General features: G+C 62.7%; 13 protein-coding genes. 8 read left to right on the top strand and 5 right to left on the bottom strand.

Annotated features, from left to right (window positions below; all coding sequences use genetic code 11):
- Positions 1 to 683: 683 nt before the first annotated feature.
- From AC6I97_RS00915 to AC6I97_RS00900, 4 genes are all read left to right on the top strand, one after another.
- The gene (locus AC6I97_RS00915) at positions 684 to 2,918 is read left to right on the top strand and encodes a CLIPPER-2 domain-containing protein (protein ID WP_497943826.1); all 2,235 of its coding nucleotides are present in this window, start codon (positions 684 to 686) and stop codon (positions 2,916 to 2,918) included.
- A 104-nt stretch (positions 2,919 to 3,022) separates the two neighbouring features.
- Positions 3,023 to 4,504, top strand: a complete 1,482-nt coding sequence (locus tag AC6I97_RS00910; protein ID WP_497943825.1) for a SpaH/EbpB family LPXTG-anchored major pilin — start codon at positions 3,023 to 3,025, stop codon at positions 4,502 to 4,504.
- Between the two features lie 161 nt (positions 4,505 to 4,665).
- The gene (locus AC6I97_RS00905; RefSeq protein WP_497943824.1) at positions 4,666 to 5,607 is read left to right on the top strand and encodes a class C sortase; all 942 of its coding nucleotides are present in this window, start codon (positions 4,666 to 4,668) and stop codon (positions 5,605 to 5,607) included.
- A gap of 39 nt (positions 5,608 to 5,646) precedes the next feature.
- The gene (locus tag AC6I97_RS00900; protein ID WP_309929163.1) at positions 5,647 to 6,426 is read left to right on the top strand and encodes an SDR family NAD(P)-dependent oxidoreductase; all 780 of its coding nucleotides are present in this window, start codon (positions 5,647 to 5,649) and stop codon (positions 6,424 to 6,426) included.
- Here the strand turns inward: AC6I97_RS00900 and AC6I97_RS00895 are convergent.
- A complete protein-coding gene (locus AC6I97_RS00895) occupies positions 6,389 to 7,465 on the bottom strand; it encodes an FUSC family protein (RefSeq protein ID WP_497946859.1) in 1,077 nt (358 codons plus the stop codon). The genes AC6I97_RS00900 and AC6I97_RS00895 overlap by 38 nt on opposite strands.
- A gap of 212 nt (positions 7,466 to 7,677) precedes the next feature.
- Between AC6I97_RS00895 and AC6I97_RS00890 the strand changes: the two genes are divergently transcribed.
- The 3 genes from AC6I97_RS00890 to AC6I97_RS00880 all read left to right on the top strand — a co-directional run bounded on the left by AC6I97_RS00890 (position 7,678) and on the right by AC6I97_RS00880 (position 9,689).
- Positions 7,678 to 8,664, top strand: coding sequence for an aldo/keto reductase (locus AC6I97_RS00890; protein ID WP_497943823.1), 987 nt, complete (start codon positions 7,678 to 7,680; stop codon positions 8,662 to 8,664).
- Between the two features lie 45 nt (positions 8,665 to 8,709).
- On the top strand, positions 8,710 to 9,177 hold the full coding sequence (locus AC6I97_RS00885) for an SRPBCC family protein (protein ID WP_497943822.1): 468 nt from the start codon (positions 8,710 to 8,712) through the stop codon (positions 9,175 to 9,177).
- Positions 9,178 to 9,257: 80 nt separating this feature from the next.
- The gene (locus tag AC6I97_RS00880) at positions 9,258 to 9,689 is read left to right on the top strand and encodes a GNAT family N-acetyltransferase (RefSeq protein ID WP_497943821.1); all 432 of its coding nucleotides are present in this window, start codon (positions 9,258 to 9,260) and stop codon (positions 9,687 to 9,689) included.
- 3 nt (positions 9,690 to 9,692) lie between these two features.
- Here AC6I97_RS00880 and AC6I97_RS00875 read toward each other — a convergent pair whose 3' ends face one another.
- Entirely contained in the window at positions 9,693 to 10,094 is a 402-nt protein-coding gene (locus AC6I97_RS00875) for a VOC family protein (RefSeq protein WP_309929177.1), read from the bottom strand.
- 32 nt (positions 10,095 to 10,126) lie between these two features.
- A complete protein-coding gene (locus AC6I97_RS00870) occupies positions 10,127 to 11,059 on the bottom strand; it encodes a DMT family transporter (protein ID WP_497943820.1) in 933 nt (310 codons plus the stop codon).
- On the opposite strand from AC6I97_RS00870, the gene AC6I97_RS00865 reads away from it, so the two are divergent.
- Positions 11,058 to 12,473: an aminotransferase-like domain-containing protein gene (locus tag AC6I97_RS00865; protein WP_497943819.1), complete on the top strand. Its 1,416-nt coding sequence runs from the start codon at positions 11,058 to 11,060 to the stop codon at positions 12,471 to 12,473. The genes AC6I97_RS00870 and AC6I97_RS00865 overlap by 2 nt on opposite strands.
- Before the next feature lie 226 nt (positions 12,474 to 12,699).
- Here the strand turns inward: AC6I97_RS00865 and AC6I97_RS00860 are convergent, their stop codons facing one another.
- Together AC6I97_RS00860 and AC6I97_RS00855 are read right to left on the bottom strand one after the other, a co-directional pair.
- Positions 12,700 to 14,319: an MFS transporter gene (locus AC6I97_RS00860; protein ID WP_497943818.1), complete on the bottom strand. Its 1,620-nt coding sequence runs from the start codon at positions 14,317 to 14,319 to the stop codon at positions 12,700 to 12,702.
- A 271-nt stretch (positions 14,320 to 14,590) separates the two neighbouring features.
- Positions 14,591 to 15,388 carry a putative protein N(5)-glutamine methyltransferase gene (locus tag AC6I97_RS00855; protein WP_497943817.1) on the bottom strand — a complete coding sequence of 266 codons (798 nt, stop codon included), beginning with the start codon at positions 15,386 to 15,388 and terminating at the stop codon, positions 14,591 to 14,593.
- Positions 15,389 to 15,548: the final 160 nt, after the last annotated feature.

Genomic DNA, 15,548 nt, shown 5'->3' with positions numbered 1-15,548 from the left:
ATTGAGCGCCCAGTCATGACGCAATTTCGTCCAAATACTGGACATCGTTCCCGCTTGGACATGGTTCCGACCGGAGGCCGAGCCTCGGCCACCACATTCCTGTTTGAACCCGAGAGATGTCGCTAAAAAAGATTCCGCTTTTTGCGGCATGAACCTTTCCCACACCGCACTCATTGACTGGAGACCAGCCCTGCCGGACGCAAATGGATGGTCTCCCTTGATGTAAATGTTTTGCTCGTCGGTTGAGGGGTCGGCCGGGTCACTTGTTCTTTGGAAGGAACCCCTTGAAGTATCCGGTTGTGAAGATTACGGCGTTGTTTGCCGCGTTAATGGTGGTCCTGTGTGGGCTTTCATTCGGGACTGTGGGCTTTGGCGCACCGGCCCAGGCGTACGAGATCGCAACCGCCCCGGCGAACCTCAATGGTCCCGGTACCGTCGCCACACTTTCGATGCCTGGATCTGGTCTGACCACCACCTTTGGCCGGTCGGGATATACCAACATGGTGGGCCAGTCAACGATGGGTAGCCGTGGATATGTGTCATCTGATTTCTCACAAAACATAGGGACTGGGGCTCCTGCCGTCGAATTTGCCACCCACGCGGTCAATAATTGCGCGGCAACCGGTCCTTGTAGCGGCTTGGGGACCATCATTATCACTTTCAGTCAGCCGGTGAGGAGTCCTGTGCTCAACATCGCTGGCCTCGGCGGAGAGGTCGACTTGGACGAAACTGACAACGGGACTGTTGACCGACAATCCCAGTTGAGCGCCGTCCTTAACCTCGCAACCCCAGGCCTGACGATGACCAAGCTGTCCGGCGCCAACCTTTCTGTGGCAAACAACGCCATCTCTACTAGTAACAACAATGCCGGAACGGCGTGTAATACGAGTGTGCAGACCGGCACGCCCGACCCTGCCGACGCCCAGGCGACCGCTGGCTGCGGTTCGGTCCGGATCAATGGCATTGTGACCTCGTTGACGTTCGACATCAGCGCGGTCTTCGTCCAGACCACCAGTACGCTCCCGCCGTACACCGAAAACAGCATGTCGGCCAAGAAGCACAACCAGGACAACTTTCTGATGGCGATGACGGTTCCGCAGGATTTCGGTGATGCGCCTGTTTCGTACGATCAAAACAACCTCGCCCAAAACGAAGCAGCGCGGGCTGTCCTCTCGGATGTGACGCTTGGTGCGAATGTGACTGAGGATAACGCGACGGTTGCCAACGGGACTGCCTCGCCGAATGCGGGTGTGACGGCGGCCCAGGATCTGATGGATGACGGCGTGGTGCTGGCTCCGATGACGCAGGGCGCTACCAGCTACTCGACGACGGTGGCGATCAGTGGGGCCAGCAAAGCAGGAACGACCTGTGGGTGGATTGATTTCACCAAGAACGGGACCTTCGACAACACTGCCGAGCGGGCGTGTGCCACCTTCTTGGCTGGCGCCACGACCGCAACACTGACGTGGGTTGTCCCTGCGGGGGTGGGTGCGGGGACGACGTATGCGCGGTTTCGGGTCGGTTACACCGCGGCCCAGGTCCAGGTCCCGATCGGTGCATCGGATTCCGGTGAGGTGGAGGATTACCTCTTCACTGTTGCTCCCTCGTCCGCTCCGGCGATCACGTTGGTGAAGACGGTGAACAAGACCACGCTGGTGGCCGGTGAAACGGCCACGTACACGTTCGTGGCGAAGAACACGGGCAACGTGACGCTGACCTCGGTGGTGATCACCGAAACCCTGTTCTCCGGAACGGGCACGATGTCGGCTTTGTCGTATGCCTGGCCTGGCCTTCCGGGGATCCTTTTGCCGGGGCAGTCCGTGACGGCGACCGCAACGTATGTGGTCACGGTCCCGGATGTGACCACGGGGTTGGTGACCAACACGGCGAAGGTCACCGGGAACCCGCCCCTGGGGTTGCCTGTCTCGGCAACCGATGATGCGCAGGTCACCGCGCCGGCTGCGTGGAAGATCAAGAAGAGCGCCACGGTCAACGGGTCCGTTCCCGCAAACCAGTCCGTCAGCCCTGGCCAGACCATCGTGTACACGGTGACGGCGTCCAGTATCAGCGGCACCATCACCGGGGTGGTGCTGAAGGACAACCTGGCAGAGGTCCTGGATGACGCGACCTTCGTGTCCGGGTCAGCGACCCTGGTCATCGGCACCGGAGCGCCCGTACCCGTGCCCAACCCCGTACCACCCTCCACCTTGCTGACCACGGCGGCGTTCACGCTGCCGGCCGGGCAGACGGCCACCCTGAAATACAGTGTGCTGGTCAAAGCCGGGGCATGGAACGAACAACTCGTCAACGTCGTGACGGGCACCTCCACCACCACACCACCGCAGACCTGCGCACCCACTTCCGGAGCGGCCGGCCCTGACTGCACCACCACCCATCACACCCCGGCGAAGGTCCTGATCGAGAAGATCGGCGAGTCCTCCGGCGGGACCTGGGTGCCGATGGCCGGCTCCACCTGGGCGGTGCACGTCGATAACGCCGGCACCCCCGGTGCCGTGCTGGCCAGCCCCACCATCACCGCCGTGGCGGGGCAAACAGGCCGGTTCCAACTCGAAGGAATCCAGCCCGGAACGTACTGGCTTGAAGAAACCACCGCCCCGGCCGGGTTCAACCTCCTGGCCGAACCGGTGAAATTCACCATCGCCACCAACGGCACCGTAACCCTCGGACAAGGCTCCACGGGACAAGGCTCCGCGGGTGGGGTGGTGACCAGTACCGACGCCGATGGTGACGGGATCTTCCTGCTCACGGTCCGGGACGTGCCGGCCCTGGAGCTGCCCGAGTCCGGCGGCATCGGCTGGTGGCCCTTCACCACCGCAGGATCGGCCCTGTTACTGGCCGCCCTCGCCCTGGCCCTGACCGCCAACCACCGCCGGCAGCAGCCCGTTACTACCACTTAGAAGAGTTCCCTCCTGGTCCTGTGCGTGTTGCGGGGCGGGCGGTGCATGTCCATCTCCGAGTACCACCTGTAGGAAGAACCATCACGATGAAAGAGGAAAACACTGTGAGTAATCACCACACCGGGCGGCTTTGGAAGACCGCCGCCGCCACGATCGCCGGGGCGGTGTTGGCGATGTCCTTCTCCGTGGCCCCGGCTTCGGCTGCGCCCCTGGTTGACGGGGACACGACCGGTTCCATCACGGTCCACAAGTTCGAACGTCCCTCCACCCCGACGGGCCTGCCGAACAACGGCACGTCCGTGGACACCACCGGCCTGACACCGTTGGCCGGTATCGAGTTCACCATCGAGCAGGTCAACACCATTGACCTGTCCACCAACGCCGGCTGGGACGCCGCGCACAACCTCTCCAGCGTCTTCGCCCCGGCCAACGCGGCCGGTTCGATCACCGGCGCCGGGTACACCCTGGGTGCTGCCCAGGTGAAGACCACCGACGCTGCCGGCACCGCAGCTTTCACCGCCTTGCCGGTTGGCCTGTACCTGGTGACGGAAACGAACTACCCGGCCGGTGTGACACCCTCGGCCCCGTTCCTGGTCTCCGTTCCGTTGACGGACCCGGATAACAACGACAACTGGATCTACGACGTCCACGTCTACCCGAAGAACTCCGTTGCCGGTGCTGAAAAGACCGTCACGGACGCCCCGGACGTGAAGCTCGGGGACCAGATCGACTTCACCATCACCGGTGACATCCCGAACGAAGCCGTCATCGATGGCTACAAGATCGTGGACGTCCTGGACCAGAAGCTGACCTACATCGGCGCGTCCGCGACCCTCGTTGACGGCACACCCCTGACCGCGGGCACGGACTACACCGTGAACTTCGACGCCGCGAACAACACCGTCTCGGTCATCTTCACCCCCGCCGGCCTGGCCAAACTGGCAGCCCACACCGACACCCGCGTGCAGGTCATGGTCAACACCAAGGTCAACACCATCGGTGAAATCGAAAACGAAGCCCTCGTTTACCCCAACGCTGCCAGCTTCACCATCGCCCCGGGCCAGCCCGGCGGCCCGGTCGTCACGCCCCCGGTCGTGACCAAGTGGGGAGAAATGACCCTGCAGAAGGTCAACGAGAACGGTGCAGCCCTTGCCGGTGCCGCGTTCTCCGTCTACACCAACGAAGCCGACGCGAAAGCCGGAACGAACCCGGTAGACCTCAACGGCCAGAGTGTCTTCACCGTCGCCGCGGACGGCACCTTGACGATCTCGGGCCTGCGTTACTCGGACTGGGCCAACGGCGCAGCCGTGGCACCCGGAACCCCGGACTACCGCACCTACTACCTCGTGGAAACCACCGCCCCGGCAGGCTATGAACTGCTCGCCGAGCCGGTGTCCTTCCTGATCAACAGCACCACCACCGGCGTCGGGATCGACCTGCAAGTCAAGAACATCCCCTCCAACAGCGGCTTTGAACTGCCGCTGACCGGTGGCGTCGGAACCGGCATCCTCTACGCAGCAGGAGCCCTGTTCGTCGCCGGCGCAGCCCTGATGCTCGTCCGCAACCGCCGCACCAGCAACAACTAACACCAACACCAACACCTGTGGGGGCCGCTACCGCGGCCCCCGCAGCAACCCCAAGTGGGGAAGAACGCCAACCAGGCGCTCTTCCCCACTTGCATTCCCTTCTGCAGTCTCCATAACTGCTGCACTGTTCCAATCGACTCACCCCAGCTACAGGATTCTTGATGACACACGCCCCAACCCGCACCCGTCGTGGACTCCGGTATCTGACCGGACCCTGGAGCCGGCAACGGCTCCTGATCGTGGTGGTCGCGGTGATGGGCGTCGGGATCCTGCTTTATCCCACGGCGGCAGCCTGGTTCTCGGATCGCGTCCATGCCACCGAGATCAGCGGGTACGTGGACTCTGTCCAGACCATGAACCCTTCCGCGAAGAAGTCCCTCCTGGACCAGGCCCGGGAGTTCAATGAAGAACTGCCTTCAGGACCCCTCCGGGACCCTTACTCCCTGAACGAAGCAGGCGAGCAAACCACCATTGGTGCCGGCTCCGAGGCGTACAAGAAGATGTTGGCTGTGGGCCCTGGAGGAATGATGGGCCGCATCAGCATTCCCTCCATCCACGCGGATTTGCCCATCTTCCACGGTACGGACGAGGACACTCTCTCCAAAGGTGCGGGCCACCTCTTCGGGTCCGCGCTGCCAGTGGGCGGCGAAGGCACTCATAGTGTCTTAAGTGCCCACTCAGGATTCGTCAATGCCACCCTTTTCGACGACTTGGACAAAGTCCATGAAGGCGATGTTTTCAGCATCAACGTGCTCGACGAGACCATCTACTACAAGGTCGACCAAATCCTCACGGTCCTGCCAGATCAAACCGAGGCCCTGCGCAAAGTCGAGGGCAAGGATTACCTCACACTCATTACCTGCACCCCCAAAGGCATCAACAGCCACAGACTTCTGGTTCGGGGCGAACGAACCACTGCCCCCACCAGCGCTGACGGACCCCGCACTCTGCCGTCCACTACAACAGACCCCGGATTCCCCTGGTGGATTCTCGGCATCACCGGTTCGATAGCCCTCGCCATCATCGCCACCAAGCCACGCAGGCGGCCCTCTGACGAAGAGCACGGGCCCTCTGGCGAAGAGCACTGGCCTTTTGACGAATAGACAGGGGCGCCGGGAGCGTTCAGCGCATAGTCTAGGCGCATGACGACTCGAGCCAATGAACTCACCGCCCTGGTCACCGGTGCCACGGCCGGGCTCGGTGCGGAATTCGCGCGCCAGCTCGCCGAAGCCGGACACCACCTTGTCCTGGTAGCCCGCGATGAAGAACGCCTCAAGGAAAAGGCTGAGGAGTTCGAACGCGACTTTAGTATCTCGGCGGAGGTTCTGTCCGTCGACCTGACTACCGACGTCGGGGTTTCCTTGGTGGCTGACCGCTTGCGGGACGCGGCGCGACCCGTCGACGTCCTGGTCAACAACGCCGGAATCGGACTCTTGAAGTCGTTCGAGCAGAACGATGTGGAGGAAGAAAAGCGGCACGTACGCCTTCACGTTCAGACACCGATGGAGCTGTGCCACGCGGCGCTGGAAGTCATGCTGGCACGTGGCAAGGGCCGGATCATCAACGTTGCCAGCGTCGCAGCCTTCGCCAACAGGGGCACCTACTCGGCGGCCAAAGCCTGGCAGGTGACGTTCAGCCGTTGGGCGAATATTGCATATGCGAAGTCCGGCGTGCAGGTCACAGCGGTGTGCCCTGGTTTCACGCACACAGAATTCCACGACCGCATGGGCATGGATAAGTCCGTGGCGCCGAGATTCCTGTGGCTCACCGCCGAGCGCGTGGTGCGGGAAGGGCTGGAGGACAACGCCGCGGGCAAGGCTGTTTCCATCCCGACGCGTCGATACAAAGTGGTTAGCTTCTTTGCGCGTATCTTGCCGGCGAAGCTTACCTCCGGCCCGCCGCGCCGGCCCCTGCAGCCCTAGGAGCCGCAACCACTGGTGCCCTGACCAGCACCGCTACCGCGATTCCAACCACCGCTCCGACAAACGTCTCGACCGCCCGCTCCATCACCAGCACACCCGGATCCATGGGCGACGCCAGTTGGGCGATGAGCAGGACCACGGGCGTGAAGAACACCATGGCCCAGCCATAGTGGCGCGCCATGAACAGCTCAGTGGGGAACTGGCAAAGGACCACCACAATGGCCAGGACGATGGCAGCATGGCCGGGGAAATACTGCAGCGGTGACAACGGACTTGGGAAAAGTACGACGGCGACCACCGCCAACCCGAGGAACGTTCCCACGATGCGGTGGATGCCTCGGTGAACGCGGCTCGGGAGGTCAGCACCTGCCAAGGGTACGGCTGCTGCGGCCATGGCCCAATGCGGATGGCCGCTCCCACTCAGAACGCCACAAGCGCCGGCAGCACTGACAGCGAGAGTGTAGCGGGCCGCATGAACAAGGGCAGATTGCCGTAAGGGTCCGCGGAGGACGGGGACATCGCGGGCAGCGCCCGGCTCCCACCTTCGGTGCCGAAGCCAGCCAGCGAATCCGACCAGAATCGAGAACGCCGCCGAAGCTGCACCGATCAGCACCGCCGTCAGGAACGGAACGCTGGTGGGGACCGACGCGCACGCCCCCAGGGCGAGGATGCCGAAGAAAGGCCCGATCGGTTTGAGACGCACTGCGTCTGCATACAAGGAACCTGCGCCGGCAAAGAGCGTCGCCACCAGCACCAGCCACCAGGAATGGATGTGGTTGACGGAAAGAAGCGTGCCGATCGTGAGCCCGCCAACCAGAACAAGCGCGGCTTGGGCTTGGTGTTTGAGCCGCAGTTGGTGGGTTTCGTTGCGTCCGTACATTCCGGTGAGCGCGCCGAACACCGCATACATCATGAGGTCCGGACGGCCCACGAGAATCAGGACCAGCCCTGGAACTGCGACACTGAGGGCCACCCGAACCGCCGACAGGCGGTCGTTGTTTGGCGGCCCTAGCCTGTGGAGCTCCCGGGCATGTGCCATGAATGCGGGCAGGGAAAACACCACCAATCATTCAAGGCCTATGGGTGAACTATCAGTATCGAAAAGTATCAGGAGGCCATGCTGGCCCGCCATAAGCCCGGTCACAACCCGTAGCAAGGCACTGGCAGTACCCCTTACGTCAGTGCCTCCCAAATGGCTTGGGAAGGTTGTTGACTGGATCAATCGAGTTATTCGAAGCAAAGGGAGGCATCATGCACACACGGACACTTGGGCAAGGCCTGGAGGTCTCCGCTATCGGGCTTGGCTGCATGGGCATGTCCCAAAGCTACGGCCCAAATCCGGGGGACCGGGCGGCGATGATCAAGGTGCTCCGCGAAGCAGTGGAGATCGGAATCAATTTCTTTGACACGGCCGAGGTGTACGGGCCGTTCGTCAACGAGGAACTCGTCGGCGAGGCGCTTGCTCCTATCAAGGACCAGGTAGTCATTGCCACGAAATTCGGCTGGCGGATCGAAGACGGCAAGTCCGTTGGGCTGGACAGTTCTCCTGAACGGATCAAACGGGTGGCGGACGAGTCGCTCCGCAGGCTTGGGGTGGAAACCCTGGACCTTTTTTATCAGCACCGTGTTGATCCCAACGTGCCCATCGAGGACGTCGCGGGAGCTGTGGGTGAGCTGGTCCAGGTCGGTAAAGTACGCCACTTCGGCCTGTCCGAGGCATCCGCCAGCACTATTCGCGCGGCCCACGCGGTCTTTCCCGTGACCGCTGTCCAGAGTGAATATTCGTTGTGGACACGGGATCCGGAACCGGAGGTGCTGCCCGCCCTCGCGGAACTCGGCATCGGCTTTGTCCCGTTCAGCCCACTCGGCAAGGGATTCCTCACGGGCACTGTGGATCCGTCCACCCAATTTTCGCCGGGTGACGTCCGCGGTACTATCCCTCGATTCACGGCTGAAAACCGGGCGGCCAACCAGGCCCTGGTGGATCATGTGGCCGAACTCGCCGCCTCGAAAGGTGCATCACCCGGTCAGATCGCGCTGGCTTGGCTTCTCGCGCAGCAGCCATGGATCGTCCCGATCCCGGGCACACGGCGTCGGGAACGACTTGAAGAAAATACTGCCGCAACCAAGGTTGCGCTCTCCGCTGATGAAGTTGCCGATCTGGATACCATGGCCAGCCGGATCGGGGTGCAGGGCAACCGCTACAACGATCAACACATGGGCCTCGTGGGAAGGTAACAGCAACACTGAGCGCTGCCCGGCAGAGTCTGGGAAGATCAAGGTATGCCCGTAGCTTTCGTCTGCCGAACCCGCTCCGCCATGTCACCGCAGGAGTTGTTCGACCTCTCCCGAAACATCGACGCCCATGTGGGGTCAATGACCAAAAGCAGGGAAAAGGCCATAGACGGCGTCACGACAGGCCTGATCTCGGAAGGCGAGCAGGTCACCTGGCAGGCGTGGCACCTCGGAGTCCGTTTCCGCATGACCAGCCGCATCACGCATATGGACGCACCGGCGTCGTTCACTGACGAGCAGGTGCGCGGCCCGTTCAAGTACCTCCGCCACACCCATGAATTCCGGCAGGACGGCAGCGGGACGCTGATGGTGGACACCGTGGAGTTCGCTGCCCCGTTCGGGCCGCTGGGCCGCCTGCTGGAGAAGCTGGTTCTGGCCAGATACCTGCAGGACTTGATCGAAACCCGCAATGGGTTTCTCGTGGGACAGGCACCACCCGCACTGGATAAACGGTGATCCGGCTAGCTCGAACAGACGATCTCCCGCGTTTGCAGGACATCGAACGGGCTGCGGGGGAAGCCTTTCGGGGACTGGGCATGGATCAGATCGCGGACGACGAACCCTTCTCCTTGGACGAGATGAACGTCTACGTAGGTGCCGGGCGTGCCTGGGTGTGGGTTGATGGGCTGGACTACCCCTTGGCGTATCTATTGACGGACATTGTTGATCGCAACGCGCACGTGGAGCAGGTTAGCGTGCACCCGGACCAAGGGCATCAAGGACTCGGCCGCGAACTGCTGCATGCGGCAAGGGTGTGGGCAAGGGGGCATGGCATGCAGCGCCAGACCCTGAGCACCTTTCGCGACGTGCCGTGGAATGCGCCGTACTATCGGCGGTTGGGGTTCCAAGCGCTCGACGCCGGCAGTTGGGGTCCTGAGCTGGCCAGGCTCATGGAGCACGAAGCTGAGTTGGGGCTGACGCGTTGGCCTCGGGTTGCCATGTGGCGTCCTGTGGTTCCGCCGACGTAGCTACTATTCAGCCACCAACTCAACTTCGTAACTGTCAGTGTTGATCAAATACGCCGCGTAGTGGTCCGGACCGCCGGCATGCGGGTACTTCGACTCGAACATCTCGTACCAGCCGGCGTCGGCACCGAGCGCGCGGATCCGGTCCACATTTTCCCGGGTGCCGGCATGGAAGGCCACATGATTGAGCCCGGGATCAGTGCGCCGGTGGGCCGTTCCGGTGATGGCATCCGTGCCTTCCACCACCACGTACGTGCCATTGAGCTTCCAGCTGCAGCCAGTGGGCCACTCCTGGAAAGGCTTGTAACCAAGCTCGCCTAAGAGCCAGCCCCACTCCTCCCGGGCTCGTTCAAGGTGCGGCACCCAGATCTCAAGGTGATGGATCGAACCCACAGTTGCGTCAGGCATGCGCCGAGTCTACGAGACTTGGCGTGGCAGCGTCAGGGATTCGACGGCGGGTTGAGCCTTACGCGGACAGCGGCGCCTGCACAGAGGATCACGGCGAGCCCGCCAACCGCGGTGGTCCACGTCATCGACTCTCCCAAAAGCAGGCTTGCCCACGCGATGGTCATGACCGGTTGGACCAGTTGGATCTGGCTGACCTGTGCCATGGGTCCGATCGCCAGGCCGTGGTACCAGGCGAAGAATCCGAGGAACATGCTCACAACTCCCAGGTAAGCGAAGGACAACCACTGAACCGGTGTAGCAGAGGGCGCTCCCGATCCCAGTGAAAGGACGGTCAGCAGCAGCATGACAGGAGAGGCGACAACCAGCGCCCACGAGATTGTCTGCCACGGGCCGAGTTCGCGCGCCAGAAGACCTCCTTCTGCGTAGCCTATTGCTGCCGCAATCACCGCGCCGAGGAGCAGCAGGTCGGCCCAATGAAGCTGACCGAAACCGCCGGACTGAACCAGCGCGAAAATCAGCGCCGCGATAACACCTATGGCCGTCAGGACCCAGAACAGGAGCCGCGGACGTTCACGGCCCCGGATCACCGCTACCGTTGCCGTGGCCGCAGGCAGTAGCGCGATGACGATGGCTCCGTGGCTTGCGGTGGTGGATGTCAGTGCGAACGTTGTCAGCAAGGGGAAGCCCGCAACGATGCCACCGGCCACCACAATCAGTCGAACCCACTGGAAGCCCTGCGGAAAGCGTTGGCGGGTCAGGCCCAAAGCCAGTGCCGCAAGAATGGCCGCAACAACGGCCCTGCCTGCCCCAATGAACAGCGGAGATAGGCCTTCAACGGCAACCCGGGTGAACGGCACCGTGAACGAGAATGCGACAACGCCAAGAAGGCCCCACCAGATGCCGGTCGACGTCCGCCTGGATACCACTGGCCGTGAAAGTGTAGTAGCGCTACTATTGTGACTCATGAATAACGATAGCAGTTCCCGGATTGTCTCGCGAGTAAAGGAATGGATCGCAGGGGCCGCGCCAGGAGCCAAACTGCCATCCACCCGTCAACTCGTGGCCGAATACCAGGCAAGTCCGGTGACGGTGCAGAAGGCGTTGAGGACCCTCACTGCCCAAGGCCTTATAGAAAGCCGCCCCGGAGTTGGCACCTTCGTGCGGGCATACCGCACCGCCAGGCCGTCCGATTATGGCTGGCAGACAGCGGCACTCCGGGCCGCGCAAACGCCGCGTCTGCTTAATTCTGGCGCCATGCGCAGCGCTTCGAACGACGTCATCGCATTCCACTCCGGCTATCCGGACCGGGAACTCCTGCCTGAACGGCTCGTCCGGGCCGCGCTAACCAGGGCCGCCCGCGGCGACGCTGCACTGTCGCGGCCACCCGCGCAGGGGCTTCCCGAACTGCAATCCTGGTTCGCCCACGAGCTCAGCACCTCAACGCCGGTTGGCGTCACGCCGCCCCAGCCGAGCGACGTCGTCGTGCTTCCCGGGAGCCAGAGCGGACTTAGCTCAATTTTTCGCGGGCTGGTGGGACACGGCCGGCCACTGCTGGTGGAGTCGCCCAGCTATTGGGGGGCGCTGCTGGCCGCTGGCCAGGCCGGCGTTCGGGTCATTCCGGTGCCGTCCGGTCCTGAGGGGCCGGATCCGGAGGAGCTCGGGAGGGCTTTCGAGGAATCAGGAGCCCGGATGTTCTACGCCCAGCCCAACTTTGCCAACCCCACGGGTGCCCAATGGTCACCCGAACGGTGCGAGGAGGTCCTCCGGATTGTGCGGCAGCACGGCGCCTTCCTTGTGGAGGACGACTGGGCCCACGATTTTGGCATCACCGCGCAGTCCGTCCCGCTCGCCGCCCGGGACGATTCCGGCCACGTGGTTTACATCCGCTCGCTGACCAAAAGCGTCTCGCCGTCCATCCGCGTGGCAGCGATTATCGCCCGTGGGCCCGCGCGGGAACGCATCATGGGCGCGCAGGCCGCGGAGTCGATGTACGTCAGCGGGCTGCTCCAGGCTGCAGCGCTCGACGTCGTCACTCAGCCCGGCTGGCAAACGCACCTTCGAGGCCTGGGCCATCAGCTGCAGTCGCGCCGCGACCTGTTGGTCACCAGCCTCCGCGATCACGTGCCAGAGGCGCACCTCAGCCATCTCCCCAAAGGTGGCTTGAACCTGTGGCTGCGGATGCCGGACGGGTTCGACGTCGATCAGCTCACCAAGGATTGCGAAGCGGCCGGGGTCCTCATTGCCGCCGGAACGGAGTGGTTCCTGGCGGAACCTGAGGGCCCGTACATACGGCTCAATTACGCCGGCCCCAATCCTGGCGGATTTCCGGAGGGTGCGCGGATTATCGGCGAGGCTGTTAAGCGGTTGCTCGGATCCTGACCGATTCGGAGTTCCGTTGGCGGGCCGCTATTAAGTTGCCCGGCCGCTTTTAAGTCGTTGGGCAACAACGCGAAAGCGGTCTGGGAACGGGATTAGGGGCATGAACGCGCCATGAACAGCAGCAGCCACCTACCCAAGGAGAGCGCCTTGGCGTTGGTGGCTACTGTGGGCGGCGGGGCCGCGAACTATCGGAAAGCACTGCTCAGAAGTTGCAGGCAAGTGTTCCCTAGGCGGGAGCCAGATCCTTGTCCCGGCGGCCGAACACTTCATCATCAATTGGCTGGCCGTCGAACGGCATCTCGTCCAGGTTGATGAGCGGGTTGGTGTCCTGTGTTGCTACGAGTTCGCGGGCCTCGGCCGTAGTGTCCACGCTGGGCATGGATCCGGGCAGCGGACGTTGGGCTGATTCACGCAGGAAGTAGATGGCGATCGCACCCACGATGGACGTTGCCATCAAGTAGTAGGCAGGCATCATGTCGTCGCCGGTGCCCTCAATGAGGCCCTGCACGATGAACGGGGTGGTTCCTCCGAAGATGGCCACGGAGAAGTTGTAGGCGATACCCATTCCGCCGTAGCGGCTGGACGTCGGAAACAGTGCCGGGAGGGCCGAGGCCAGGTTGGCGATGTAGAACGTCACAGGGAATGCGATCAGGGCAAGGCCTGCCAGTGTCGACCAGATATCGCCGATGCCGATCAGCATGAAGGCGGGAACGGAGAACACGATGGTGCTGCCGGCACCGATCCACAGCACTGGACGGCGGCCGATGCGGTCGGACAACTTACCGGTAAGCGGGATACACAGTGCCATGATCACCAGGACCGGGATGGTCAACAGGGTGCCATGAACGGGATCGTAGCCCTTGGAATCCGTGAGGTATGTAGGCATGTATGAGGTCAGGGCGTAGCCAACAGTGTTGGCCGCCGCTGCGAGGATCATGGCCAGCACGATCTGGCGCCAGTAGGCCTTGATGATGCCAACCGGGCCCTTGGCGACGTTGGCATCTTGTGCCGCGGCGTCCTTGGCGATGGCTTCCTGGGCGTCCAGGGTGGCCTGGAACTGCGGGGATTCCTCGATCTTGCTACGGAAGTACACAGCGATCAGGCCGAGGGGGCCGGCGATCAGGAACGGAAGCCTCCAGCCCCATTCCTCCATGGCTGCCTGTCCGAGCGTGAGCTGCAGGACTGAAACCAGCGCGGCGCCGAGGGCGAAGCCGATGTAGCTGCCCATGTCCAGGAAGCTGGCGAAGAAGCCGCGGCGCTTGTCCGGGGCATATTCGCTCACGAAGGTTGTGGCACCGGCGTATTCACCGCCGGTGGAGAAGCCCTGGACGAGCTTGAGGATTACCAGCAGCGCGGCGGCCCAGATGCCGATCTGCGCATAGCCGGGCAAAAGCCCGACGGCGAAAGTGCTTGCCGCCATCAGCATCAGTGTTGCTGCGAGCACCTTCTGGCGGCCCACTTTGTCGCCGAGCCAACCAAAGACGACGCCGCCAAGCGGGCGGGCGATAAAGGTTGCGGCGAAGGTGCCGAGAAGGAAGAGAGTCTGGACGGACTTGTCCGCTTCCGGAAGGAAGACGGGGCCCATGGTGGTGATGAGGTAGCCGAACACGCCGACGTCGTACCATTCCATGGTGTTGCCGACGATCGTGCCGCCGAGTGCTTTCTTCAGCATCGGTTGGTCCACAACGTTCACGTCGGATTCCTTCAACCGGCGCTTCGTGCGGATCTTCGTTTTCTTAGCGTTCTTAACAGTGTTGGAGGCGGCCGGGGTGTGGGCTGCTTCCGTGTTTCCGATGACGTTCCTTGCGCCATCCGGAGAGACGATCTTGCTTTGGTCTATGGGCATTTGGGCTTCTCCTAGGGAGGTCATTTGCTTGCGACTTCTGCTGCCCCGCTCTGGGCAGGTGTTCAATTTTACGGGGTTTGCCGCCCAAACCCCAGTTGAGATCCGATTTTTGGGCCGTTTTGGGATGCAAATTGCCTAGCTGTGTTGCATCTCATTACCTGCTTTTGCCCTGCAACGGCGCGGAAGACGGGCCATTTTTGCCCTCCCGGGCACGTTGTTACCAAATTGTTTAGCCAAGCCCACCAGATGAGGCGTAATGGGACGCAAAAGCTTACGGATTGCCTCCGGGCGCAGGAGCGGTTCCAAGCACCAGCGTTGCATCCAATTCCTTGTCAACGAGCACCCGTGCACCCAGCCCGCCCGCCTCCATGATCCTGGCAGTTTCGGACGCCTGGTCTTCCGAGGTTTCAATCAGGAGGCAACCTCCAGGCAACAACCACTCAGCAGCGTGCCGCGCAACCCGGCGCTGGACATCCAAACCGTCAGTACCGCCGTCGAGCGCCATCATCGGTTCGTGGAAGCGCGCCTCAGGCGGCATCATTCCGATGGAACCCGTGGGGACGTACGGCGCATTGGCGAGCACCACGTCCACACGTCCCCGGAGCTCGAGGGGGAGGGCGTCGTATAGATCGCCTTGGAAAACGCGCCCGCCACGGGGCTCCACGTTCTTGCGCGCGCAGCCCACCGCGGCCGGATCAATGTCAGCGGCGTACAGCTCGCAGCTCCCCAGAAGATCGCTGAGTGCCGCACCGATCGCCCCCGAGCCACAGCAAAGATCGACGACGACGCCACCCGGCGGTGCGATTTTCGCCGCCTGGCGCACCAGGAACTCCGTGCGACGCCGTGGAACGAATACGCCGGGTTCAACAACCATGCGGCTCCCGCAGAAGTCCACCCAACCGAGGATGTGTTCCAAGGGCATTCCCCTGACGCGCTGGTCCACCATGTAGTCCAAATGGTCCGGACTCGTGGCGGCCTCAATGAGGAGTTGCGCTTCGTCCTCCGCGAAGACGCATCCGGCATCGCGCAGGGTGGTGGCGACGGACATTCTCCAGGTCACGGGTGCCATGCTAGCCGAGGGGTTCACAAAAGCGGCGATTCTTGGTTAGGGTATGACGCATGGGAACACTGATTTTTGAGTAGACCGGCATCTGCCCGCAGCGGCACGGCCGAGTTTCACCTGACAAAAATCCACGCCTGTTGAGGCCCTGCCTCCATGCCGTTCCCGT

The sequence above is a fragment of the Arthrobacter sp. TmtSoilC48 genome (assembly GCF_059739425.1).
Note: the sequence above shows the minus strand (reverse complement) of the source record. Positions and strands in the feature narration are given on the sequence as shown.

What these genes read in the sequence shown, in the direction of transcription:
- AC6I97_RS00905 (WP_497943824.1), top strand. Translation starts at nt 4,666, where the DNA reads ATGACACACGCCCCAACCCGCACCCGTCGTGGACTCCGGTATCTGACC.
- AC6I97_RS00900 (WP_309929163.1), top strand. Translation starts at nt 5,647, where the DNA reads ATGACGACTCGAGCCAATGAACTCACCGCCCTGGTCACCGGTGCCACG.
- AC6I97_RS00895 (WP_497946859.1), bottom strand. Translation starts at nt 7,465, where the DNA reads ATGGCACATGCCCGGGAGCTCCACAGGCTAGGGCCGCCAAACAACGAC.
- AC6I97_RS00890 (WP_497943823.1), top strand. Translation starts at nt 7,678, where the DNA reads ATGCACACACGGACACTTGGGCAAGGCCTGGAGGTCTCCGCTATCGGG.
- AC6I97_RS00885 (WP_497943822.1), top strand. Translation starts at nt 8,710, where the DNA reads ATGCCCGTAGCTTTCGTCTGCCGAACCCGCTCCGCCATGTCACCGCAG.
- AC6I97_RS00880 (WP_497943821.1), top strand. Translation starts at nt 9,258, where the DNA reads ATGGATCAGATCGCGGACGACGAACCCTTCTCCTTGGACGAGATGAAC.
- AC6I97_RS00875 (WP_309929177.1), bottom strand. Translation starts at nt 10,094, where the DNA reads ATGCCTGACGCAACTGTGGGTTCGATCCATCACCTTGAGATCTGGGTG.
- AC6I97_RS00865 (WP_497943819.1), top strand. Translation starts at nt 11,058, where the DNA reads ATGAATAACGATAGCAGTTCCCGGATTGTCTCGCGAGTAAAGGAATGG.
- AC6I97_RS00870 (WP_497943820.1), bottom strand. Translation starts at nt 11,059, where the DNA reads ATGAGTCACAATAGTAGCGCTACTACACTTTCACGGCCAGTGGTATCC.
- AC6I97_RS00860 (WP_497943818.1), bottom strand. Translation starts at nt 14,319, where the DNA reads ATGCCCATAGACCAAAGCAAGATCGTCTCTCCGGATGGCGCAAGGAAC.
- AC6I97_RS00855 (WP_497943817.1), bottom strand. Translation starts at nt 15,388, where the DNA reads ATGGCACCCGTGACCTGGAGAATGTCCGTCGCCACCACCCTGCGCGAT.